19 protein-coding genes are annotated in these 22083 nt (G+C 66.4%); 10 read left to right on the forward strand and 9 right to left on the reverse strand.

The window, feature by feature from the left end; all coding sequences use genetic code 11:
* The first annotated feature begins 256 nt into the window (after positions 1 to 256).
* The 5 genes from ACNKW1_RS13985 (at position 257) to ACNKW1_RS14005 (ending at position 5384) form a co-directional block, all read left to right on the forward strand.
* Positions 257 to 1681 (forward strand): dihydrolipoyl dehydrogenase, encoded by a 1425-nt coding sequence (locus ACNKW1_RS13985; protein ID WP_418365207.1) that lies wholly within the window; start codon positions 257 to 259, stop codon positions 1679 to 1681.
* Complete coding sequence (locus ACNKW1_RS13990) at positions 1678 to 2112, forward strand: DUF2141 domain-containing protein (protein WP_418365208.1); 435 nt, start codon at positions 1678 to 1680, stop codon at positions 2110 to 2112. Before ACNKW1_RS13985 ends, ACNKW1_RS13990 begins: the two co-directional genes overlap by 4 nt.
* A 61-nt stretch (positions 2113 to 2173) precedes the next feature.
* Complete coding sequence (locus ACNKW1_RS13995) at positions 2174 to 3190, forward strand: nucleoid-associated protein (protein ID WP_418365209.1); 1017 nt, start codon at positions 2174 to 2176, stop codon at positions 3188 to 3190.
* A gap of 251 nt (positions 3191 to 3441) precedes the next feature.
* Positions 3442 to 4641 carry a CaiB/BaiF CoA transferase family protein gene (locus ACNKW1_RS14000; RefSeq protein WP_418365210.1) on the forward strand — a complete coding sequence of 400 codons (1200 nt, stop codon included), beginning with the start codon at positions 3442 to 3444 and terminating at the stop codon, positions 4639 to 4641.
* 125 nt (positions 4642 to 4766) lie between these two features.
* Positions 4767 to 5384 (forward strand): hypothetical protein, encoded by a 618-nt coding sequence (locus ACNKW1_RS14005; protein ID WP_418365211.1) that lies wholly within the window; start codon positions 4767 to 4769, stop codon positions 5382 to 5384.
* Positions 5385 to 5435: 51 nt separating this feature from the next.
* On the opposite strand, the gene ACNKW1_RS14010 is transcribed toward ACNKW1_RS14005, so the two are convergent.
* From ACNKW1_RS14010 to ftsY, 7 genes are all read right to left on the reverse strand, one after another.
* On the reverse strand, positions 5436 to 7202 hold the full coding sequence (locus ACNKW1_RS14010) for a diguanylate cyclase domain-containing protein (RefSeq protein ID WP_418365212.1): 1767 nt from the start codon (positions 7200 to 7202) through the stop codon (positions 5436 to 5438).
* Positions 7203 to 7229: 27 nt separating this feature from the next.
* Positions 7230 to 9131: an ABC transporter ATP-binding protein gene (locus tag ACNKW1_RS14015; protein WP_418365213.1), complete on the reverse strand. Its 1902-nt coding sequence runs from the start codon at positions 9129 to 9131 to the stop codon at positions 7230 to 7232.
* Between the two features lie 112 nt (positions 9132 to 9243).
* Positions 9244 to 10803 (reverse strand): alkyl hydroperoxide reductase subunit F, encoded by a 1560-nt coding sequence (gene ahpF, locus ACNKW1_RS14020; protein WP_418365214.1) that lies wholly within the window; start codon positions 10801 to 10803, stop codon positions 9244 to 9246.
* A 131-nt stretch (positions 10804 to 10934) separates the two neighbouring features.
* Positions 10935 to 11498, reverse strand: coding sequence for an alkyl hydroperoxide reductase subunit C (ahpC, locus tag ACNKW1_RS14025; RefSeq protein WP_418365215.1), 564 nt, complete (start codon positions 11496 to 11498; stop codon positions 10935 to 10937).
* A gap of 233 nt (positions 11499 to 11731) precedes the next feature.
* Complete coding sequence (gene ftsX, locus ACNKW1_RS14030) at positions 11732 to 12628, reverse strand: permease-like cell division protein FtsX (RefSeq protein ID WP_418365216.1); 897 nt, start codon at positions 12626 to 12628, stop codon at positions 11732 to 11734.
* A complete protein-coding gene (locus ACNKW1_RS14035) occupies positions 12625 to 13320 on the reverse strand; it encodes a cell division ATP-binding protein FtsE (RefSeq protein ID WP_418365217.1) in 696 nt (231 codons plus the stop codon). The genes ftsX and ACNKW1_RS14035 overlap by 4 nt, the downstream gene beginning before the upstream one ends.
* Complete coding sequence (gene ftsY, locus ACNKW1_RS14040; protein ID WP_418365218.1) at positions 13317 to 14759, reverse strand: signal recognition particle-docking protein FtsY; 1443 nt, start codon at positions 14757 to 14759, stop codon at positions 13317 to 13319. Before ftsY ends, ACNKW1_RS14035 begins: the two co-directional genes overlap by 4 nt.
* A 165-nt stretch (positions 14760 to 14924) precedes the next feature.
* Between ftsY and ACNKW1_RS14045 the strand changes: the two genes are divergently transcribed.
* From ACNKW1_RS14045 to ACNKW1_RS14065, 5 genes are read left to right on the forward strand one after another with little or no spacing between them, the layout of a single operon-like run.
* A complete protein-coding gene (locus ACNKW1_RS14045) occupies positions 14925 to 16301 on the forward strand; it encodes a M16 family metallopeptidase (RefSeq protein WP_418365219.1) in 1377 nt (458 codons plus the stop codon).
* Between the two features lie 17 nt (positions 16302 to 16318).
* Positions 16319 to 17716 (forward strand): M16 family metallopeptidase, encoded by a 1398-nt coding sequence (locus tag ACNKW1_RS14050; RefSeq protein WP_418365220.1) that lies wholly within the window; start codon positions 16319 to 16321, stop codon positions 17714 to 17716.
* Entirely contained in the window at positions 17713 to 18252 is a 540-nt protein-coding gene (gene rsmD / locus ACNKW1_RS14055; protein ID WP_418365221.1) for a 16S rRNA (guanine(966)-N(2))-methyltransferase RsmD, read from the forward strand. The genes ACNKW1_RS14050 and rsmD overlap by 4 nt, the downstream gene beginning before the upstream one ends.
* Positions 18249 to 18737 (forward strand): pantetheine-phosphate adenylyltransferase, encoded by a 489-nt coding sequence (gene coaD, locus ACNKW1_RS14060; RefSeq protein WP_418365222.1) that lies wholly within the window; start codon positions 18249 to 18251, stop codon positions 18735 to 18737. The genes rsmD and coaD overlap by 4 nt, the downstream gene beginning before the upstream one ends.
* Before the next feature lie 19 nt (positions 18738 to 18756).
* Positions 18757 to 19008: a YfhL family 4Fe-4S dicluster ferredoxin gene (locus ACNKW1_RS14065; RefSeq protein ID WP_418365223.1), complete on the forward strand. Its 252-nt coding sequence runs from the start codon at positions 18757 to 18759 to the stop codon at positions 19006 to 19008.
* A gap of 93 nt (positions 19009 to 19101) precedes the next feature.
* Here ACNKW1_RS14065 and ACNKW1_RS14070 read toward each other — a convergent pair whose 3' ends face one another.
* Together ACNKW1_RS14070 and mutM are read right to left on the reverse strand one after the other, a co-directional pair.
* Complete coding sequence (locus ACNKW1_RS14070; protein WP_418365224.1) at positions 19102 to 21072, reverse strand: dynamin family protein; 1971 nt, start codon at positions 21070 to 21072, stop codon at positions 19102 to 19104.
* 153 nt (positions 21073 to 21225) lie between these two features.
* A complete protein-coding gene (gene mutM, locus ACNKW1_RS14075) occupies positions 21226 to 22044 on the reverse strand; it encodes a bifunctional DNA-formamidopyrimidine glycosylase/DNA-(apurinic or apyrimidinic site) lyase (RefSeq protein ID WP_418365225.1) in 819 nt (272 codons plus the stop codon).
* Positions 22045 to 22083: the final 39 nt, after the last annotated feature.

Raw genomic sequence — 22083 nt, forward strand, 5'->3', positions numbered from 1 at the left:
GGCCCGCCTGAGCACGGAACCATCTGACCAATAGCTTGCGCGACTCAAGACGCAAAAACCGTAATTTTTGTCACACATACACAATTTATTATGTTTTTATCCTTTTATCCCCACAGACATGATTCTTCCCGGAAGCACCAGGAATGAAGTTGTGTCCGGTTTATAGTTGAAATCTATGCATCAACGTCGAACGATCAATTAGCCAGAATATAAGCACTCGTTTATGTTTTCCGGACAACCGACACGGAGTTCACCCATGAATGAGGAGATTCACACCGACATCGCGATCATCGGCGCCGGCAGCGCAGGACTGTATGCCCTGCGCGAGGTGCGCCGCGCCGGCCGCGACTTCCTCCTGATCGACCGCGGCCCACTGGGGACGACCTGCGCGCGCGTAGGCTGCATGCCCTCCAAGGTGGCGTTGCACGCCGGTGCGCAATGGGCTGCACGCAGCCAGTTCGCCGAGGCCGGCATCCGTGGAGCAGAGAAGCTGGAGATCGATCTGAGCCGCACGTGGGCCCATGTGCGCAGCAAGCGCGACCAGTTCACCGCGAGCGCGTCCGGCAAGGCGCGGGAGGCAGCGGGCAAGCATCTGATCGAGGGCAGCGCGCGCTTCATCGAACCAACGCTGATCGAAGTCGAAGGCCCAGCTGGCGTGCGACGCATCCGCGCGCGGGCAGTCGTCATCGCCACCGGGTCACGGCCGGTGATGCCGGCCTGGCTCGACCCGGTACGGGAACACACCGTGAGCACCGATGAACTCTTCGAGCTCGAGACCCTGCCGCACTCGGTAGGCATTCTTGGCCTGGGCGCGATCGGCCTGGAGATGGGCCTCGCGCTGTCCCGGCTCGGCGTGGGCGTGGTCGCGGCAGACCTCGCACCGACGATCGCCGGCATCGCCGACCCGGAAGTGGGCGAGCGTGCGATCGCCCACTTCGGCGAGGAGATGGAGATGTGGCTGGGTGCCCAGACGACGGTCACCCCGGTTGGGCGGGGCGTGCGCATGCGGGCGGGCGACCGCGAGGCCGACGTCGAATTGCTGCTGGCCGCGCTCGGCCGCCGCCCGAACGTCGACGGGCTCGGGATGGCCGAGGCCGGTTTCCCGCTCGATGAACGCGGCATGCCCAGGTTCGACCCCACGACCCTGCAGGTCGGCGATCTGCCGGTCTTCATCGCCGGCGACGCCAACGCGGACCGCCCGCTGATGCACGAGGCCGCCGACGAGGGTGCAATCGCCGGCTTCAACGCCGCACGCGGCATCCCGGTGCGCTTCGCGCGCAAGGTCGCGCTCGGCATCGCCTTCACCGATCCGGACATCGCCAGCGTGGGCGCACGCTTCGACCAGCTCGACCCGGGACAGATCGTGGTCGGCAAAGCGACCGGCGCAGCCAACGGACGCGCCCGCATCCTTGAGGCCCAGTCCAGCCTGCTGCACGTGTACGCCGACCGCAAGGACGGCCGCCTGTTGGGTGCATCCATGATGATGGCCGGCGGCGAGCACATCGCCCACCTGCTCGCGTGGGCGATCCAGCGTGGCGAAACCGCGCGCAGCCTGCTCGAACAGCCCTTCTATCACCCGGTGGTGGAAGAGATGCTGCAAACAGCGCTACAGGACATCGTCCGCAGCCTTGGGGATGACAGTCCCCTCCCCATCGGACTTGCACAGGAAACCGAAGCATGAAGCACAGCCCTACCCGCCTTGCCGTTTTGGCGCTTGCCGCCGCCCTCGGCAGCAACACCGCACAGGCCGCCGCCCCGCTCGAAGTCCGGCTCACCGGCGTCCAGCACGCGCGCGGCGCAATCCGGGTCGGCCTCTACGCCGACGACAAGACCTTCCGCAAGGAAGCCCAGGCGCTGGCCCTGCAGCAGGTGCCGGCCACGCCCGGCAATGTCGTGGTGCGCTTCGACGATCTCGCCCCCGGCCGCTACGCGATCATGGCTTACCACGACGAGGACGGTAACGGCGAGATGAACCGTCGCTTCGGCATGTTCCCGACCGAGGGCTACGGTCTGTCGAACAACCCGCAGGTCGTTGGTCCGCCCGCCTTTGCGGACAGCGCCTTCGAAGCCGGAGAAAAGGCGCACACGATCACGATCGAGCTGCGTTACTGAAGCGCATCCCGGCAGTGCGCATGGCAGAATCCCGCCCCACTCCCCACCGCAAGCCCACCACATGCGCACCATCGAGCACCTCCTCACCCACCTGATCGTCCACGCACTGGTGTGCGAGCCCGGCGCGCCCTCGCGGCTGGTGCTGCGCGATATGCCCTGTGCGCCAGACGCTGCGGCGCTGCGGCTTGCCGAGCGACTGCGCACGCAATACGACAGCCGCAGCGCCAAGGGCTTCGGCCGCTTCGAGGAAGACGAGGAAGCCTTCCCGCTCGCACGCTGGCTGCACGCGCACGTGATCGACGAGACGCTCGACTTCACCACCCTGTCACGCCAGCTTGCCGAGCGCGTGCAGGCGATCGCCGACGAGGAAGAACTCGAGGACGGGGGCCACCTGATCGTGATGCGCGTGCGCGAAGGCGACACCGACGCGCTATGGGTGGCGCTGCTCGGCACGGCCGAGGGCGTGCGCGTCGTTGGTACGCTCGACCTGCTCGACTGCACCCATCTCGACTTCTCCGCGCTACACGCCGCCGGTCGCATCGACCTGTCGGGCTGGCGGCGGGGCGACGAGCGCTATCTCGGTTTCCTGCGCGGACGCGGCAAGGGCGGTGCGTGGTTCAAGCGCGTGCTCGGCTGCAGCGACGTGATGGTGGCGCTGCAGGAGACCAAGAAGCTGGTCGCCACGCTCGACCGTTTCGTTGACACCGAACAGCTCGCCCCGGCCACCCGCGACGCCGTGCTCGAACGCGCCCACGACTACCTCGACACCTTGGGCGAAGCCGGCGCTCCGGTCGTCTTCGAAGAGCTCGCACGCGAGGTCTTCCCCGAGCGTCCGGAGCGCCTCGACGCGCTGCTGCGCGCGGCGGAGACGAAGATCGCCCCCGGCTTTGTCCCCAACCGCCGTGCCATCCGCCCATTGGTGCGCTTCAGTGCCAGCGGCGAAAACTGGAAGCTGGAATTCGAGCGCAGCGGCCTGCACTCCGGCGCGGTGCATTATGACTCCGCGACCGACACCCTGGTCCTGTCGGGGGTGCCGGATTACCTCAAGCGCATGCTGGACGAGGCAGCCTCGGACTGAGGCAGTTGCGGCACGCCAGCGCACGAATGGCGAGTGGGCTTGCTTCAAGCGCAGGATGCGCACCACGCCTGCCAGCACCAGCACGCCGATCACGCCACCGACCACCCAGTCCGGCCACGCTCGCCCACTCCACGCCACCAGCGCGCCGGCTGCGATGACGCCGAGGTTGGCGAGCAGCCCGCGCTCAACGGACGCAGCGTGCTGCCAGCTGAGCCTGACATAATGTGGCCCACCGTATTCGCCGCCCCGCCATGACCACACCCGCAAAACCGCTCGCCGGCCTGAAGGTTCTTGAGCTCGGCACCCTGATCGCAGGCCCCTTCGCCGCCCGTATCCTCGCCGAGTTTGGCGCCGAGGTGATCAAGATCGAGTCCCCTGACGGTGGCGATCCACTGCGAACATGGCGCAAGCGCTACGAGGGCACCTCGCTGTGGTGGTACCTGCAGGCACGCAACAAGAAGTCGGTGACGGTAAACCTGAAACATCCCGACGGGGTGGAGGTGGTGCGCAGGCTGGCAACCGAGGCCGACATCGTGGTGGAAAACTTCCGCCCCGGCGTGCTCGAGAAGCTCGGTCTGGGCTGGGAAACCCTGTCGTCCCTGAACCCCGGGCTGGTCATGCTGCGCCTGTCGGGCTTCGGCCAGACCGGGCCGATGGCGCAACAGCCCGGCTTCGGCGCCATCGGTGAGTCGATGGGCGGGTTGCGCTATGTGACCGGCTTTCCCGACCGCCCGCCGGTCAAGACCGGGATCTCGATCGGCGATTCGATCGCCGCACTGTGGGGGGCGCTCGGCGCAATGATGGCGTTGCGCCACCGGGAGGTGAACGGCGGTCAGGGTCAGGTGGTGGACGTAGCGCTGTACGAGGCCGTGTTCGCGATGATGGAATCGCTGGTGCCGGAGTTCGACGTGGTCGGCTTCGTGCGCGAACGCACCGGCAACATCATGCCCGGCATCACCCCCTCCAATACCCACACCACGAAGGATGGCCGTCACATCACCATCGGCGCCAATGGCGACGCAATCTTCCGCAGGCTGATGAAGGCGATGGGACGCGACGACCTCGCCGCGGACCCGACGCTGGCTGACAACGCAGGGCGCGATGCCCGCCGTGATGAACTCTACGCCGCGATCGACACCTGGGTCGCAGGGCGGGACGAGGCCGAGGCGCTCGACACGCTCGCCACCGCAGAGGTGCCGGCCTCGCGCATCTACTCGGTCGCGGACATGTTCACCGATCCGCAATTCCTTGCGCGCGACATGCTGCAGACCGTGAAGCTGCCCGACGGGCGCGACTGCCGCATGCCAGGCGTGATCCCCAAGCTATCGACAACGCCGGGGGGAACCGAGTGGATCGGCCCGGCGCTCGGCCAGCACACCGACGCGGTGCTGGAGGCGCTGGGGTATACGCCCGCCCAGATCGGAGCCCTGCACCAGGCTGGCGCGATCTGAACGGGACCCAATCCCGCAAGCGCGTATCGGCTTCTACCCCAAACTGCCGATAGGCGGCTGAGCCACATCAAGGCACATCGCAGGCGGAGGCGGACAATCGCCGCTTCCCCACCCTCGGAGCCGCCATGTCCAGCGAACGCTTCCCCGCCTTTTTCGACCGCGTCCCTCGCATCGTCGTGCGCGATCCACTGGCCGACTTTCTCGGTGCTGCCGAGGGCGGCGTGCTCGAGTATGGATATGCCGACGCAGTACGCCTCGCGGGCCACTCCTGCCCCACCGTAGCGTCCGCCTATGCGCTCGCCCACCACGCGATGACCCGTCTGTTTCCGGACGAGGTCCCCGTGCGCGGGACGGTCCGGGTGAGCTTCCAGCATCCACTCGACGAAGGGGTGACGGGCGTCATCGCAGCGGTAGTCGGCCTGCTTACCGGCAGCGCACAGGACGGGGGTTTCAAGGGAATCGGCGGACGCTTCGTGCGCCGCAACCTGCAAGCCTTCGGCGCGCATGCGCAACCGCTGGCCCTGCGCTTCACGCGCAGCGACAACGGTGCAACGCTGGACGCCGCAGCAGAACTCTCGAAAGTGCCGCCGCACCCCGACATGGCTGCGCTGATGCAGGTATGCATGCGCGGTGCGCCCGATGCGGCCCAGGCAAGACGCTTCGGCGAACTCTGGCAGGCACGCGTGGAGCGGGTGCTGCTCGAGCACTGGAACGACCCCGAGGTGTTCCACTTCCTGGCCTGATGTGGCGGGCCCGGCACGCCTGCCTGCCGGGCCGCCCCGTTCCCCGCTGAACTACGCCGGCTCTGCTTCGAAGAAGCGGAAGGTGCCCCGCGTGCCGCGCTTGACGCTATACAGCGCAGCATCGGCACGGCGGATCAACTCCTCCGCGTCCGCCGAGCCATCCGGCCCGAGCGCGATCCCAACCGATGCGCCGATCTCTGCCGTCCCTTCGGGTAGCTCGAAGGGGCGCGCCATGTCGACACAGATGCGCTCCGCGACTTCCCTCGCATCATCGAAGCCGTCGACCTCGTCGAGCACCACTGCGAACTCGTCGCCCCCCAATCGGGCGACCGTGTCCGAGCCACGTACGCAGTCGCGCAGGCGGCGCGCCACCTCGACCAGCAGCGCATCGCCCGCCAGGTGACCGAAACGGTCATTGACACCCTTGAAGCGGTCGAGATCCACCAGCATCAGTGCAAAGCGGTCGCCATGCCGATGCGCCTTGGCCATCGCCGTCTGCAAGCGGTCGCTGAACAGACTGCGGTTGGGCAGTCCGGTCAGGGCATCGTGGTCGGCACGGAAGCGCAGCTTCTCCTCGGCCTTCTTGCGCGAGGTGATGTCGGTCATCGTGGCCACATAGCCTTCAAGCCCGTCGGGCCCGAGGATGCGCGTCACCGACATCCACTGCACGTAGAGATCGCCATCCTTGCGCCGATTCCAGATCTCGCCCTGCCACACGCCGTCGCGCCCCAGCGCTGCAAACATGCGCTCGAAAAATCCTGCATCGTGGCGACCGGAGCCGAGCATCACGGGATTGCGGCCGATCACTTCGTCGGCACCGTAGCCGGTGATCTCCGAAAAAGCAGGATTGACCTGGACAACGCGGCCCGCGGGGTCGGTCACCATGATGCCTTCCGCCGTGCTGTCGAAGATCGCCCGGTAACGTGCCTTGCTTGCGGCCAGGCTGCGCTCGCTGCGCTGGTGCATCTCCACCTCGGCGGCGAGGCAGCGGTTGGCTTCGGCGAGTTCGCCCGTGCGCGCGACAATCAGCTTTTCCTGTTCGGCATTGATGCCGCGCACGAAGCGCAGGTGGCGAACGTTGGCCCGCAACAGACCATGGATCAGTCCGGCAGTGAGCAGGAAGGCGACCAGGTAGAGCGCGGCCGCGCGTTGCAACAACTCGTCGCGGCGGGCGACCAGCACCCCGGCGGGCATGCTCACCGAAATACCGCCGCGGATGTCGCCAACCTCATAGCCCTGCGCGGCATGGCACTGCATGCAGGGCTCCTGCACGCGCAGCGGTGCCATGTAGCGATGCACCGGCGCATCGGCCTGCTCACGCACCAGTTCCAGGACCTCCGGCTCCCCGGCTTCGAAACGCTGCAGTGCGTTCTTCTCCCACAGGTCGGGCTGGTTTCCCGGGCGAATGGGGGTCAGGCTTGTGATATGCAAGCGAATGCCATCGCCGCGCGACGCGAGCTCCGCGATCTGGCGCGTCATGAAGGCAGGGTTGATCATGGTCAGGCGCTTGCCGTCCACCGTCTCGAGGTCACGTCCCGGGTGATCGAGATAGGGATTGGGCTGAGCCTTGTCGCCGACCGGCACATAGACGCCACCGTGTTGCGCATTCCATTCGCGCGTCGTCTGGACCAGCGAGAACAGTGCCGCCCCACGCTCACGCGCGATCGCGAAGACGGTGTCGTCGATCAGCCGCCGCTCAAGCGCAAAAAGCGCTCCGAACAACACGGCACCACACAGATAGACGAGCCATATGCTGCCCGGCAAGTGGCCATCGCCGCTCGCCTGGACGGGGTCCATGACGCGTGCCGGAGCATTCATGGCGAGATTCTAACGGCAGTTGCAGCATCAGGCGCGCAACAGCGCCTGCGCGCGCGCAGCCGCCCCACCCCTCTCCTCGGCCTCTTCCACCTCCTCACCCAGAAACCCCCCACTCTGGTGCGCCCACAGGCGTGCATAGAGTCCCCCCCGGGCGAGCAGGCTGCGGTGGTCACCCTCCTCGACGATGCGCCCCTTGTCCATCACCACCAGGCGATCCATGGCCGCGATCGTCGATAGCCGGTGCGCAATCGCGACTACCGTCTTGCCTTCCATCAGGCGGTAGAGGCTCTGCTGGATGGCGGCCTCGACCTCGGAGTCGAGCGCACTGGTGGCCTCGTCGAGCAGCAGGATGGGGGCATCCTTCAGCATCACGCGCGCGATCGCGATACGCTGCCGCTGGCCACCGGAGAGCTTGACGCCGCGCTCGCCGACATGGGCATCATAGCCGCTCCGGCCATGCGGATCGGAGAGGCCCAGGATGAAGTCGTGCGCTTCGGCACGTTGCGCCGCAGCGATCATGTCCTCATCGGTCGCATCAGGGCGGCCGTAGAGAATGTTGTCGCGCACCGAGCGGTGCAACAGCGAGGTATCCTGCGTCACCATGCCGATCTGCGCACGCAAGCTGTTCTGGGTAACCCCGGCGATGTCCTGGCCATCGATCAGGATGCGACCCTGTTCGAGGTCGTAGAAGCGCAGCAGCAGGTTCACCAGCGTCGACTTGCCCGCGCCCGAGCGCCCGACCACGCCGATCTTCTCGCCCGGGCGAATGGTGAGCGTGAAATCGTCAATCACCTTCCTGGCCTGCGGGCCGGTTGCACCGTAGGCGAAACCCAGCTGCTCGAAGCGGATTTCGCCGCGGCGCACTTCCAAGGGCTTCGCCTCCGCGCAATCGACGACTGCATGCGGGCGCGACAAGGTGTTGATGCCGTCCTGTACAGTGCCCACATTCTCGAACAGCGCAGCCATCTCCCACATCACCCAGTGCGACATGCCATTGAGGCGCAGCGCCATCGCGCTGGCCGCCGCGACCGCACCGATGCCCACCTGGCCCTGGCTCCACAACCAAAGCGCAACCCCGCTCGTGGCAAGGATCAGCAGCATAGAAAGGCTATGGTTGATGATCTCGATGCCGCTGACCAGACGCATCTGTGCGTGCACGGTGTGCATGAACTCCTGCATCGCGCCGCGCGCATAGGCCGCTTCGCGCCCCGCGTGCGAGAACAGCTTCACCGTCGCGATGTTGGTGTAGGCATCGGTGATGCGTCCGGTCATCAGCGCCCGCGCATCGGCCTGCGCACGCGAAACCTTCGACAGTCGCGGCACGAACCAGCGCAGCGCGAAGCCGTAGAGCACGAGCCAGCCGAGAAAAGGCGCCAGCAACCAGGCGTCAAAGCTCCCGACCACCAGCACCATGGTGACGAAGTAGATGCTCACGAAGACCAGGATGTCGGTGAGGATCAGGCAGGTGTCGCGCACTGCGAGCGCGGTCTGCATGACCTTGGCCGACACGCGGCCTGCGAACTCGTCCTGGTAGAAGCTCATGCTCTGGCCTAGCATCAGGCGGTGAAAGTTCCAGCGCAGGCGCATCGGGAAGTTGCCCGCCAGGCTCTGGTGCTTGAGCATGGTCTGCACCGCCACGAGCACGATACTGCCGAGGATGATGGCGGCGAGCAGCAACAGCGTACCGCCCTCGTCCGCCCACAAGTGCGCCGGCTCGACCTCGGCCAGCCAGTCGACCACACGACCGAGCATCGCGAACAGCAGGGCCTCGAAGGCGCCGATGGTCGCGGTCAGCAGCATCATGCCGAGGATGAAGGGCCGCATCCCCTCGGTGCCTGCCCACAGGAAGGCGAAGAAGCCGCGCGGCGCGGGGCCGGGAGCGGCTTCGGGATAGGGGTCGACGCGACGCTCGAACCAGCTGAAAGGCAAGGGTGTTCTCCGGGAGCAGTGCAGGCTGTGACAAGTGGAGTGTGCCGCGAGTGCCTGCGCCAATGCAAAAGGCCCCGCGCGAGGCGGGGCCGTGCATGCTTTGCGGTGTGGATCAGGCCGCCGGCGAGGTGCTGCGGATCAGGTGGTCGAAGGCCGACAGCGAGGCCTTGGCCCCTTCGCCCATGGCGATGATGATCTGCTTGTACGGCACCGTGGTGCAGTCGCCCGCGGCATAAATGCCCGGCACCGAGGTCTGTCCCTTGGCGTCAACAACCACCTCGCCGAAGCGCGACAGCTCGACCGTGCCCTTGAGGAAGTCGGTATTGGGCAGCAGGCCGATCTGCACGAAGATACCCTCGAGCTCGACGCGGTGCTCCGTACCCGAAACACGGTCCTTGTAGTTCAACCCGTCAACCTTCTCGCTGCCGGTCACTTCGGTGGTCTGCGCCGACTTGATCACGGTGACGTTGGGCAGGCTGTAGAGCTTCTTTTGCAGCACGGCGTCGGCCCGCAAGTCCTCGGCGAACTCGAGCAGCGTGACATGGGCCACGATGCCCGCGAGGTCGATCGCAGCCTCGACACCGGAGTTGCCACCGCCGATCACCGCCACGCGCTTGCCCTTGAACAGCGGGCCATCGCAGTGCGGGCAGTAGGCCACACCCTTGCCGCGGAACTCTCTCTCACCCGGCACGTTCATTTCGCGCCAGCGCGCGCCGGTGGCGACGATCACGGTCTTGGCCTTGAGGCTGGCACCGTTCTCCATCTTCACTTCGTGCAGGTTCTCGCCCGGCAGCACGGCGGCGACACGTTGCAGGTTCATCACGTCGACCTCGTATTCCTTGACGTGCTCTTCCAGGCTGGCGACCAGCTTCGGGCCTTCGGTGTACTTCACCGAGATGAAGTTCTCGATCGCCATCGTGTCCATGACCTGGCCACCGAAGCGTTCGGCCACCACGCCAGTGCGGATGCCCTTGCGTGCGGCGTAGATCGCCGCCGCCGCGCCGGCCGGGCCGCCGCCCACGACGAGCACGTCGAATGCCGACTTCTCGGACAGTTTCTTCGCGTCGCGCGCCGCGGCGCCGGTGTCGACCTTGGCGAGGATCTGGCCGAGCTCAAGACGGCCCTGGTCGAACTCTTCACCGTTGAGGAACACCGTGGGCACCGCCATGATCTGGCGCGCCTCGACTTCCTTCTGGAACAGCGCGCCGTCGATCATGGTGTGGCGGATCTTCGGGTTCAGCACCGCCATCAGGTTGAGCGCCTGCACCACGTCCGGGCAGTTGTGGCAGGACAGCGAGATATAGGTCTCGAAGTTGAGCTCGACGTCGAGGGCCTTGATCTGCTCGATCACATCGGCCTCCACCTTGGGCGGGTAGCCACCGGCCTGCAGCAGCGCAAGGATCAGGGAGGTGAACTCATGGCCCATCGGCAGGCCGGCAAAGCGCACGCGGGCTTCGCCGCCGCGCGGGCCGACCGAGAACGAGGGCTTGCGCTCGTCGTCGTCGCGGCGCTCGACGAGCGTGATATGCGTCGACTGCTCCACGACATCGTGCAGCAGCTCGAGCATTTCCTTGGACTTCGGGCTGTCGTCCAGCGACGCCACGATCTCGATCGGCTGCGTCACCCGCTCCAGGTAGGCTTTCAGTTGAGTCTTGATATTGGCGTCGAGCATGACAGGCTTCCTTGATTATTTTTTGAACGCTGGTGTTTTCAGCGCTGCGGATATGACGCAGCCGGCGTGTAGCCGGCTGCGTGGGCTTGCAACCCAGGCCGGATCGGCCCGGGGGAACTGCAGCGATCGTCTTAGATCTTGCCGACCAGGTCGATCGACGGAGCCAGGGTCTGCTCGCCTTCCTTCCACTTGGCGGGGCAGACTTCGTTCGGGTGGGCGGCCACGTACTGGGCAGCCTTGAGCTTGCGAACGGTCTCGGTCACGTCACGGGCGATGGCGTTGTCGTGCACTTCCATCGTCTTGATCACGCCTTCGGGGTTGATCACGAAGGTGCCGCGCAGCGCCAGGCCTTCCTCATCAATATGCACATCGAAGGCGCGGGTCAGCTGATGCGTCGGGTCGCCGACCAGGGCGAACTGGGCCTTGCCGACGGCGGCGGAGGTCTCGTGCCACACCTTGTGCGAGAAGTGCGTATCGGTGGTGACGATGTACACCTCGGCGCCAACCTTCTGGAACTCGGCGTAGTGATCGGCCGCGTCCTCGATCTCGGTCGGGCAGTTGAAGGTGAAGGCAGCCGGCATGAAGATCAGCACGGACCACTTGCCCTTCAGGTCGGCGTCGGTCACTTCGATGAACTTGCCGTTCTTGTAGGCTTGGGCTTTGAACGGTTGGACCTGGGTGTTGATCAGCGACATCTGTAATCCTCCGGTGAGTTGCGGTGAAGCGGTGTGTGAAAACTCGATGGAATGAATTTTAGACCTGTTCCACACATTGCTCTAATTGATTATGGAGATGCCTTCGATTGAAATTCACTATGATCATCCAGCGCGATGTCCAAGCCGCCGCACCCCCATCTTCGCGCCAGGCCATCCGAAACCAATCTGCAGCACCCGGCAACTCAGCCTACATTTGGACGGATTAAAAGAAATCAAGCGCCGGCAAGATGCCTGCGCACCGAAATCACGGCGCCGAGCCAGCCGAGGAAAGCAGCGAACACCACGATGGCGACCGAAACCCGCCAGTCTGGCCCGCTGAGCAGGAATATCGCCCCGTAGGTTTCCGCAAGCCGCGCCACCGGCTGCGCGAGCCCCGTTACACCAGCCCAGATCGTGCCCAGCGCCACAAGCCCGCCAAGCGCCCCCTGCAAACCGCCGAACCAGTAGAAGGGGCGGCGGATGAAGGGGTCGGTCGCGCCGAGCAGGCGGCTCACCGCGATCTCCTGGCGCTGCGTGAGGATCTGCAGGCGGATGGTGTTGAAGGTGACGATGACGAGCGCGAAGCCAAGCAGGCCAGCGAGCATCAGCACCGCCGAGCGCCCAAGGCCAATCAGCGCGTGCAGGCGCTGCACCCAGGCAGAGTCGAGCTGCACATGCGCAACCCTGGGCCAGGCCTGCATGTCCTGCGCAAGGCGATCGAACAATTCGGGCGCCTCGCCCCGCGGCGAGATCACGAACGCGTCGGGGAGCGGGTTGGCCTGCAGGCCGCCCAGCACGTCGCCCAATCCTGCCGCCTCCAACTGGCGCAGCCCCTCTTCGCGCGCCACGTAACGATAGCTCGCCACCTCGGACTCAGCCTTGATCCGGCGTTCGATCGCCGCCACCTCCGCCTCGCTCGCACCCACCTCCAGAAAGACGCTGATCTCCGGACTGCCCGATACGCCACGCACGAGCGAGGCGACGTTGTCCAGCAGCAGATACCCGCCGCCGGGCAGCGAGAGCGCAATGCCCACCACCAGCGCGGACAGCAGTGTGCCCAGTGGTTGGGCGGCAAGCCTGCTCAGGGCATGGCCGATCGCGCGCAGATGCAGATACAGCCAGCTCGTCATGCGTACGCCTCCATCGCGGGACGCCCGGTCGGGCGCGTATCCTCGACCAGTTGCCCCTTGGCGAGCACGAGCCGCCGCGGCCGGCTGGCCGCGAACAGCGAGGCATCGTGGGTCGATACCAGGACGGTGACACCGGCCTCGTTGAAGGAGCGGAACAGCGCGGCGATCTCGGCCGCGTAAGCGGGATCGAGGTGGGCGGTGGGCTCATCCGCGATCAGGATCGAGGGCCGATTCACGATCGCGCGCGCAATGGCCACCCGCTGCTGCTCCCCCCCGGACAGCCCTGCCGGCATCTCCTTGCCACGCCCTGCAAGCCCCACGCGCTCCAGCGCAGCAGCCACCCGCCGGGCGGCATCCCCCGGAGGGTGACCGGTAATCACCAGCGGCAGGATCACGTTGTCGTAAACGTTACGGTCGAACAGCAGGCGGCTCTCCTGCAGCACCAGACCAAGATTCCGGCGCAGATAGGGAATCGCCGTCTTCGGCAGGTGGGAGACATCCTGCCCGTTGATCAGCACGCGCCCGGAGGTCGGGCGTTCGATCACGGGGATGAGCTTGAACAGCGTGCTCTTGCCCGCACCGGAGTGCCCGGACAGTACGACCAGTTCGCCGTGGCGGATCTCGAAGCTGACATCGGCCAGCGCCGTGTAGCCCCCCGCGTAGCGTTTGGCCACGGCCTCGAAAACGATCATCTGCGCGCTTCCGCCCCGACCTTGACTGCGGCGGCGCCCGGCTCGAACAGGGCATCCACGAACTCCCGCGCCTTGAACGGCTGAAGATCGTCGATGCCCTCACCCACGCCGATGAAACGCAGCGGCTTCGGGCACTGGCGTGCGATCGCAGCCAGCACGCCACCCTTCGCGGTGCCGTCGAGCTTGGTCACCACCAGGCCAGTGACGCCGATCGCCTTGTCGAAGGCCTTTACCTGCGCGAGCGCGTTCTGCCCGATGTTGGCATCGAGTACCAGCAGCACTTCATGGGGGCCGGAGGGATCGGCCTTGGCGATCACCCGGCGCACCTTGGCGATCTCTTCCATCAGGTGCAGTTGGGTCGGCAGTCGGCCCGCGGTGTCGGCGAGCACAACGTCGATCCTGCGCGCACGGGCGGCATTGATCGCATCGAAGATCACCGCCGCTGCATCGCCACTGTCCTGCGCGACCACGGTGACATTGTTGCGCTCGCCCCAGGTCATCAGTTGCTCGCGCGCAGCCGCGCGGAAGGTGTCACCTGCTGCCAGCAGCACGCTCTTGCCCTGGGCCTGGAAGTACTTTGCGAGCTTGCCGATCGAGGTCGTCTTTCCGGAACCGTTGATGCCCGCGATCATGATGATGAAGGGCTGGTGGCCCTCGACCCGCAGCGGCACCTCGAGCGGCGCAATGATCTCGTGCAAGCCGTCGGCCAGCGCCTTCTGCAACTGGTCGGCGGTCTCCAGCCGGTCGCGCTTCCAGCGCCGACGCAGATCGTCGATGAGGTGCTGCGAGGCATCAACCCCGCAATCGGCCATCAGCAGCGTCGACTCCAGCTCCTCAAGCAGGTCCTCGTCGATCTTGCGCAGCCCGAAGAGGCTCGCCAGGCCGCCACCGAACTGCTGGCGGGTGCGGGCAAGGCCGGCCTTAAGGCGCTCGGCCCAGGATTTCTTCGCGGCCGGCTCAGCAGCGGGTGCTTCCGGCTCTGGCTCTGGCTCCGGTTCGGGTTCGAGTTCGGGTTCGGGCTCCAGCACAGGGCCGGGCTGCTCTGCCGCGAAAGCCGTCGACATCCGCACAGGGGGCTCGCACTCAGTCGCTGACGCCTTCTCCGACACCGTGGCAGGTTCGCGCTCGACGGCGGGCTCAGCATCCCGCACCGCAGGAGGCAACTCACCGGAGGACGCGCCTTCGTGCGCTTGTGGCATGGCAGGCGCGCCCACGGCCGGATCGGATGCTTCGGCCGTGCCGGCCAGCCGTCCGTCAGACGCCTCTGCGGCGCCATCCACCGCGCCCTCGGGCGACGGCTTCAGCCCCTCGCCAGACAGGTGCCCGGGCTCGGGCTGCACCTCGGAGGCTGCTTCGGCGGGCTCCACCGCCTCGGCAAGCTCCGGTGCCTTGGCGGCGTCATCGGCCTTGCCGAACTTCTTCTTCAGGAAACCAAACATGAAACGCTCGGGTCAGAGGGGACGTTTTGCGTCGGCGCCTGCACGTCCGGCCAGCCTTGGGCGCGCGCCGCCGATCACGCTAAGATGCGGCTCCCCGGCCAGGCTGCGCAATGCGCGCCTGGCCTCGCGGAGTGCCGCGAATTCTAACAGATGCAGGACAACTCCATGATTCGCCACACCCTTGCCCGCACACTGCTCGCTGGCGCCGCAATCGCCGCGCTGACCGGCGTGCCCGCACACGCCAACCCTTTCGAAACCACGCTCGACAACGGCATGAAGCTGATCGTCAAGGAGGACCGCCGCGCTCCCTCGGTGGTGCACATGGTCTGGTACCGCGCCGGCGGCATGGACGAGCCGGACGGTGTCTCGGGCGTGGCGCACGTACTTGAGCACATGATGTTCAAGGGCACGCAGAACGTCGGCCCGGGCGAGTTCAACAGGCGCGTCGCTGCCGTCGGCGGGCGCGACAATGCCTTCACCGGCAAGGACTATACCGCCTACTTTCAGCAGATCCCGCCCGAGCATCTGGCGCAGATGATGGCGCTCGAGGCGGACCGCATGCAGAACCTGGTGCTCACCGATGACGAGTTCGCGCGCGAGATCGAGGTGGTGAAGGAAGAGCGGCGGCTGCGCACCGACGACCAGCCCCGAGCGCTGGTGTTCGAGCAACTGATGGCCACCACCTACACCGCCCACCCCTATCGCCGGCCGGTGATCGGCTGGATGCCCGACCTCGAGACCATGCAGCCCGAAGATGCCCGCAACTGGTACGCACGCTGGTACGCGCCCAACAACGCCTATCTGGTGGTGGTCGGCGATGTGAACCACAAGGAAGTCTTCCGCATGGCCACCGAACACTACGGCCGCATCCCGGCGCGCGCGCTGCCCGAACGGCGCATTTCGCCCGAACCGGAGCAGCGCGGGCCGCGCAGTGCAAGGGTGCGAGCACCGGCCGAGCTGCCCTATCTCGCCATGACCTGGCATGTTCCTGCGCTGCGCGACCCGGTCGCCGACCGCGAGGCGCACGCGCTCCAGGTGCTGGCCGCGGTGCTGGATGGCTACGACGGCGCACGCCTCACCCGCCGCCTGGTGCGGGACGAACGCCTCGCAGTCAGCGTGGGTGCAAGCTACGACACCGGAAACCGCGGCCCCTCGCTGTTCTATCTCTACGGTGTCCCGGCCGCCGGAACCTCGGTCGAGTCCCTGCAGCACGCCTTGCATGCCGAGATCCGGCGCATCCGCGACGAAGGGATCAGCGCCGAGGAGCTGGCCCGCGTGAAGACGCAGGCCGTGGCTGCGCAGGTGTTCAAACGCGACTCGCTGATGGGTCAGGCGATGGAGATCGGGTACCTGGAGTCGGCAGGCCTCTCTTGGCGCGATGAAGCCGCCCTGCTCGAAGGCCTGCGCTCGGTCACGGCGGAGGAGGTGCAAGCCGTCGCGGCCCGCTACTTCAGCGACGACCGCCTCAACATCGCCCAGCTCGAACCACAGCCCCTGGAAGACAAGCGCCCGCGCTCGCCCTTCACCACGCTGCGCCACTGACACGAGGGAGGACTTCCATGATCGCTCGCCTTCTGCATCGCCCAACCGCCCGTCTCATTGGCGGCGTCCGCGCGCTCGCCCTGAGCCTCACGCTGAGCTTCGGGCTCGGTGCCACCTCCGCTGCGCTGGCCGCTCCGGAGATCCTCCACTGGACCGCGCCCACCGGTGCCCGCGTCCATTTCGTCGAGAGCCGCGCACTGCCGCTGGTGGACGTCCAGATCTCCTTCGCGGCAGGCAGCGCCCTTGACGCCGCGGACAAGGCAGGCCTGGCCAGCATGACGCACGCCTTGCTCGACGCGGGTGCAGGCGAACTGGACGAACAGACCATCGCCGACCGCAAGGCCGACCTCGGCATCCAGCTCAGTGGCGGTACCGACAACGATCGCGTCAGCCTGTCCTTGCGCAGCCTGTCGTCCGCGGCGGAGCTGGACGCGGCGATCGCGCTTGTTGCCGATCTGCTCGCCCGACCGAGCTTTCCCGAAGCGGTGCTCGAGCGCGAGCGCAGCCGCGCCGTCGCGGCCCTGCGCGAAGCCCTGACCAAACCCGCCACGCTGGCAGCTCGCCAGTTCACTGCCTCGCTGTACACAGATCACCCCTACGGCCGCCAGAGCACGCCCGAGTCACTGGCTGCACTCACGCGCGCAGATCTGGTGGCCTTTCACCGCAAGCACTACGGTGCGAACCGGGCGACGGTCGCCATCGTCGGCGATCTCGATCGCGCTGCAGCCGAACGTATCGCGGTGCGACTGACCGAGCGACTGCCTGCAACCGAGCCCGCCACGCCACTTCCGGATCCAGCGCCCGGCGGAGCAAGCATCCTACGGATCCCGCACCCGGCGGCGCAGGCGCACATCCTGGTCGGCCAGCTCGGCATGACGCGCGAAGACCCGGACTATTTCCCGCTCCTGGTGGGCAATTACATCCTGGGCGGCGGCGGCTTCGTATCGCGACTGACCACCGAGGTGCGCGAGAAGCGCGGCTTCGCCTACAGCGTCTATAGCTTCCTCGCCCCGCAGCAGGTCGCCGGCCCCTTCCAGATCGGCCTGCAGACCCGCGGCGGCCAGACCGAGGAGGCGCTCGACGTCGTGCGCGACACCCTGGCGCAGTTCATTGCGGAAGGCCCCACTGCCGACGAGCTGCAAGCCGCTCGCGACAACCTCGTCAACGGCTTCGGTCTGCGCCTCGATTCCAACGCCAAGTTGCTCGATTACGTCTCCATGATCGGCTTCTACGGACTCGCGCTCGACTGGCTGGATCGCTACCCGCGCGAAGTGGAGGCCGTCACCGCAGAAGCGGTGCGCGAAGCCTGGCAACGGCGCATTCGGCCCGAGCAGTTGATCACGGTGATCGCCGGAGGAGACGGCGACCGCAACGACGTTCCGCCACCGGCCGCGGGCGCGGAGCCCCCCCAGTGAGTCGCGTCCGCATCGTCGGCGGCACTTGGCGCTCGCGCCAGATCGAAGTCGCCGGCGTCACCGGCCTCAGGCCAACCCCCGACCGCGTGCGCGAGACCCTGTTCAACTGGCTGGGGCAGGATCTGCATGGGCAGCACTGCCTCGACCTCTTTGCCGGCAGCGGCATCCTTGGCTTCGAGGCGGCCTCGCGCGGCGCAGCAGGCGTGGTGCTGGTGGAGCGCGATCCGCGTGCGCTGGACGCACTGCACAAAGCCGCAAAGACCCTGCTGGCTTCGCAAGTAGAGATCGTCCGCGGCGATGCGGTAAGATTCGCCCAGACGACGCCGCGCACCTTCGACGGCGTCTTCCTCGACCCACCTTACAACCAGGGCTGGATCGAGCGGGTGTCACCCTGGCTGGACCGTCTGACGGCACCGGGAGGGTGGCTGTATGTCGAATCCGAAGCCGTCATTGAACAGCTCGGCAACTGGCGCTCGGTCAGACAGGGCCGCGCCGGTCAGGTCCATTTCCACCTGATGCGCAGGGGCGATGAATGAAGCAAGCGATCGCGGTCTATCCAGGCACGTTCGACCCGTTCACGCGCGGACACGAGGATCTCGTGCGCCGGGCGTCGCTGCTGTTCGAGCGCGTCGTCGTCGCTGTAGCGCGCAGCAACAGCAAGAACCCGATCTTCAGCCTCGAGGATCGCGTGGACATCGCACGCGACGCGGTTTCTGCCTTCACGAACGTGGACGTTGTCGGCTTCGATTGCCTGCTGATGGATTTCCTCAAGCAGCAGGACGCCCGGGTGATCCTGCGCGGATTGCGCGCAGTGTCCGACTTCGAGTACGAGTTCCAGATGGCGGGCATGAACCGCAAGCTCTATCCGGACGTAGAGACGGTATTTCTGACGCCCGGTGAGGAGTTCATGTTCATTTCCGCCACGATGGTGCGGGAGATCGCCCGCCTCGGCGGCGACGTGAGCAAGTTCGTGCAGCCCAAGGTGCTCGCACGACTGCAGGAAAGACTCAAATCAAAGTAAACGCAAGGAAGCGAAGACCATGGCTCTGATGATTACCGACGAATGCATCAACTGCGACGTCTGCGAACCGGAATGCCCCAACGGCGCGATCTCACAGGGCGAAGAGATCTATGAGATCGACCCCGACAAATGCACCGAATGCGTCGGCCACTTCGACGAACCGCAGTGCCAGCAAGTCTGTCCGGTGGACTGTATTCCGGTGGATCCCGGCCACCAGGAAACCCACGAGCAACTGATGTCGAAATTCCTCAAGCTGACCGGCAAGGCCTGACGAGGGCCTGAGTAGGCCACACGGGGGCCTACTCGGGTCATCGCCCGCGCGGAGCGCCTTGCAGCGCTCCGCGCGGCGCGCATCGCGGCACGCTCAGGCTGCGGCGCGCTCAGCCGCCTGCGCCTTCCGGCCCGCCGGAGGCGCACCGAGCGCAGCGGCAACGCCATCCTGCAACACAGCGAGTTCATCGAGCAGCGCACACACCGCCTGCTCGCTCTGCTTGAGCTCCTCGACGCGGTTCTCCAGCGTGTCCGTCGCCTCATGGATGCGCTTGACGCTCTCCAGCCTGCGCTTGAGCTGGATCTGATACTCACGCACCTGCGTCTCCAGCGGCGACATCACCGCCCGCAACCACTGCTCGACGTCGCGATTGGCCACCTCGAAGGTGCGCCGCGCCTGCACTGCCACGGTCTCGAAGAATTTCTGCGTCAACGCATGCTTCTCGGTCGTCACCAAGGTCAGCGCGGTATTGAGCTGACGATCGAAGGCCGCCTCCAGGCGCTCGAGTTCCTTCTCGTAACGCAAGGTCGAAAAGCTCTCTGGAGCACTCAGCTTCAGCCCGTGCTCCACACTGAAGCGCTTGTACATGCTGTCAAGCATGCGCGTGATCTCGCCGATCTCGGTCGTGGAGCGCTGCAGGTTGGCCCGCAGGTTGCGGAAGTACCCTTCCATGGCGTCGCGCAGGCCGCGCGTGAAGGAGGACTCCAGCATCGCCTCCCGTGTACGACGGGTTTCATTGCGCAGCGCATCAAGCCCCATGTGTGCGAAAAGGTTGTTGGTGAGATCCGAAAACACCGAGCGCACCGCGTAGTACTTCTGCAAGCCCTGCTCGAACTCTTCCTTCTCGCTGCGGATCTTGCGCATCATGTACTCGATCACGCTCTGATTCTTGCCGCGCAGATCCGTCAGTTCCTGCAGCTGTTCGCGCAGGCTCGCCAGCCTCGCCTCGAGCAGGGTACGCGTGCAGGCAGCGACTTCACCCGTCTCGGCAAGGGTATCGTCACGGACGATTTCCTGGCGTGCAGGCAGCACGTCCTCCGCAAGCGCGCGCTCGAGTTGCGGGATACGGCTGCGTTCGAGCAGCGCGGCGTCATTCTGGATGCGCGCGACGAGCCCTTTTTGCGCAGACACCGGGAACACCGCCTCCCGCCCTACGCCGAGCGTTGCCGCCACGGCGTCGATCTGACGTGAAATCTCACTCTCGATACGAGCATCGTCGCGCAATCCGTCCCACAGGCCGTCGATCTTGTTGAGCACCACCATGCGCCCGTGCTGGCGCGCGCCGCCAGCCCGCACATAGTCGCGCCAGATCGCGAGGTCGCTCTGCGTAACCCCGGTGTCGGCAGCGAGGATGAACAGCACCGCGTGCGCATTGGGCAACATGGAGAGCGTGAGCTCGGGCTCAGCCCCGATCGCGTTGAGGCCCGGCGTGTCGAGCACCACCAGCCCCTGCTCCAGCAGCGGGTGGGGAAACTGGATGAGGGCATGGCGCCAGCTCGGGATCTCGATCCGCCCGTCAGCATCGGGCGCGATACCCCCCTTGCCCTCCAGATCCACAGCGAAACCGAGCGCGGCCGCCTCCTCTGCGCTCACCTTCTCGGTCTGCCCTACGCGCGCGAGCGCAAGCTGCAGTTCGGCAGTGTCTGCAGATTCGAGCGGCAGCACCACCCATTCCTCGGGGTAGCGCTTGAGTTCGCTCACCGGCGTGCCGCGCGCCCGGGTGCGGATCGGCAGCAGGCGCAGCTCCGGCGTTGCGCCCTTGGTCCATTGCAGTTCGGTGGGGCACATGGTGGTACGCCCCGAACTGGAAGGGAGGATGCGGTCCCCGCGGTCCGCGAAGAAGACCGCGTTGATCAGCTCGGACTTGCCGCGTGAGAACTCCGCGACGAACGCCACCGTGAGCCGGTCGTCGTACAGACGCTCGAGCAGGTATTGCAGCCGCATGTCGGACTGCGCATCGCCAACATCGTTGCGCGAGAGCCAGGTGCGCAGACGGCTCACCGCCTCGGCGGCATGCATGCGCCAGCGCCCGTAGGCGGAGAACTGTTCAGTCAGATCGGTCATCGGCTGCTCACCTCTGCGTCGTCGCGGCAAATGCGCCCGTGAATGGAGGAACCACGAGGGGCGGAAGATTCCGCGTAAATATATCCATTGAACCATACCTTCATCTCTGGCGCGCTTCCGTGCGAAATTGCACGCCCCCGGCGCACCCGCGACTCAGCCGCGGCGCTGGCAATGTGGACAGAGGAAGGTCGAACGCTGCGCACTCAGGATGCGCCGCACCGGCCGCTCGCATACGCGGCAGGGCTCGTCTTCGCGCCCATAGACGAAGTATTGCTGCTGGAAGTACCCGGGCCTGCCGTCGCCGCCGACGAAGTCCCGCAAAGTGCTGCCGCCAGCCTCGATGGCAGCCGAGAGGGTTTCGCGCACCGCTTCCGCCAGTCGCGCGCAGCGTCGCGGCCCGAGCCGGCCTGCCGCCTCCAGCGGGTGGATCCTGGCCCGGAACAGGCTTTCGGATGCGTAGATGTTGCCCACACCGACGATGCGATGGCTGTCCATAAGCACGTGCTTGATCGGCGCGCGCAAGCCGCGCGTGTGGCGATACAGCCAGCCGCCTTCGAAGCCGTCGCCCAAGGGCTCGATTCCCAGCCTGGCAAGCAGCGGATGCACAGTGGCATCCCCCGCTTGCCAGGCCACCAGTCCGAAGCGGCGTGGGTCGCGCAGGCGCAGCGCCTGCGCGCCGAACACGAAATCAACGTGATCGTGCCGCCCCGGAGGCTCGTTCGCAGGCACCACCCGCAGGCTACCCGACATGCCCAGGTGAACGATCACCGTGCCGCTGCCAAAGTCGAAAAGCAAATACTTCGCCCGTCGCCAGACGCGCTCCAGCCTGCGCCCCGCCAGAATGGAGGCAAGCTCGGCCGGCACCGGCTGGCGCAGGTTGGCATTGCGCACCACGAGCCCACCGAGCACCCGCCCTTCGGCGTGGGGCCGGATGCCGCGGCAGGTGGTTTCGACTTCGGGCAGTTCGGGCATAGCAAGGGCTCGGGGCAGGGTTCTCGGGCGCCCGCGCCC

Origin of the sequence: Thauera sp. WH-2, assembly GCF_048321015.1 — a bacterium.
Taxonomy (GTDB): domain Bacteria; phylum Pseudomonadota; class Gammaproteobacteria; order Burkholderiales; family Rhodocyclaceae; genus Thauera.

What these genes read in the sequence shown, in the direction of transcription:
- ACNKW1_RS13985 (WP_418365207.1), top strand. Translation starts at nt 257, where the DNA reads ATGAATGAGGAGATTCACACCGACATCGCGATCATCGGCGCCGGCAGC.
- ACNKW1_RS13990 (WP_418365208.1), top strand. Translation starts at nt 1,678, where the DNA reads ATGAAGCACAGCCCTACCCGCCTTGCCGTTTTGGCGCTTGCCGCCGCC.
- ACNKW1_RS13995 (WP_418365209.1), top strand. Translation starts at nt 2,174, where the DNA reads ATGCGCACCATCGAGCACCTCCTCACCCACCTGATCGTCCACGCACTG.
- ACNKW1_RS14000 (WP_418365210.1), top strand. Translation starts at nt 3,442, where the DNA reads ATGACCACACCCGCAAAACCGCTCGCCGGCCTGAAGGTTCTTGAGCTC.
- ACNKW1_RS14005 (WP_418365211.1), top strand. Translation starts at nt 4,767, where the DNA reads ATGTCCAGCGAACGCTTCCCCGCCTTTTTCGACCGCGTCCCTCGCATC.
- ACNKW1_RS14010 (WP_418365212.1), bottom strand. Translation starts at nt 7,202, where the DNA reads ATGAATGCTCCGGCACGCGTCATGGACCCCGTCCAGGCGAGCGGCGAT.
- ahpF (WP_418365214.1), bottom strand. Translation starts at nt 10,803, where the DNA reads ATGCTCGACGCCAATATCAAGACTCAACTGAAAGCCTACCTGGAGCGG.
- ahpC (WP_418365215.1), bottom strand. Translation starts at nt 11,498, where the DNA reads ATGTCGCTGATCAACACCCAGGTCCAACCGTTCAAAGCCCAAGCCTAC.
- ftsX (WP_418365216.1), bottom strand. Translation starts at nt 12,628, where the DNA reads ATGACGAGCTGGCTGTATCTGCATCTGCGCGCGATCGGCCATGCCCTG.
- ACNKW1_RS14035 (WP_418365217.1), bottom strand. Translation starts at nt 13,320, where the DNA reads ATGATCGTTTTCGAGGCCGTGGCCAAACGCTACGCGGGGGGCTACACG.
- ftsY (WP_418365218.1), bottom strand. Translation starts at nt 14,759, where the DNA reads ATGTTTGGTTTCCTGAAGAAGAAGTTCGGCAAGGCCGATGACGCCGCC.
- ACNKW1_RS14045 (WP_418365219.1), top strand. Translation starts at nt 14,925, where the DNA reads ATGATTCGCCACACCCTTGCCCGCACACTGCTCGCTGGCGCCGCAATC.
- ACNKW1_RS14050 (WP_418365220.1), top strand. Translation starts at nt 16,319, where the DNA reads ATGATCGCTCGCCTTCTGCATCGCCCAACCGCCCGTCTCATTGGCGGC.
- coaD (WP_418365222.1), top strand. Translation starts at nt 18,249, where the DNA reads ATGAAGCAAGCGATCGCGGTCTATCCAGGCACGTTCGACCCGTTCACG.
- ACNKW1_RS14065 (WP_418365223.1), top strand. Translation starts at nt 18,757, where the DNA reads ATGGCTCTGATGATTACCGACGAATGCATCAACTGCGACGTCTGCGAA.
- ACNKW1_RS14070 (WP_418365224.1), bottom strand. Translation starts at nt 21,072, where the DNA reads ATGACCGATCTGACTGAACAGTTCTCCGCCTACGGGCGCTGGCGCATG.
- mutM (WP_418365225.1), bottom strand. Translation starts at nt 22,044, where the DNA reads ATGCCCGAACTGCCCGAAGTCGAAACCACCTGCCGCGGCATCCGGCCC.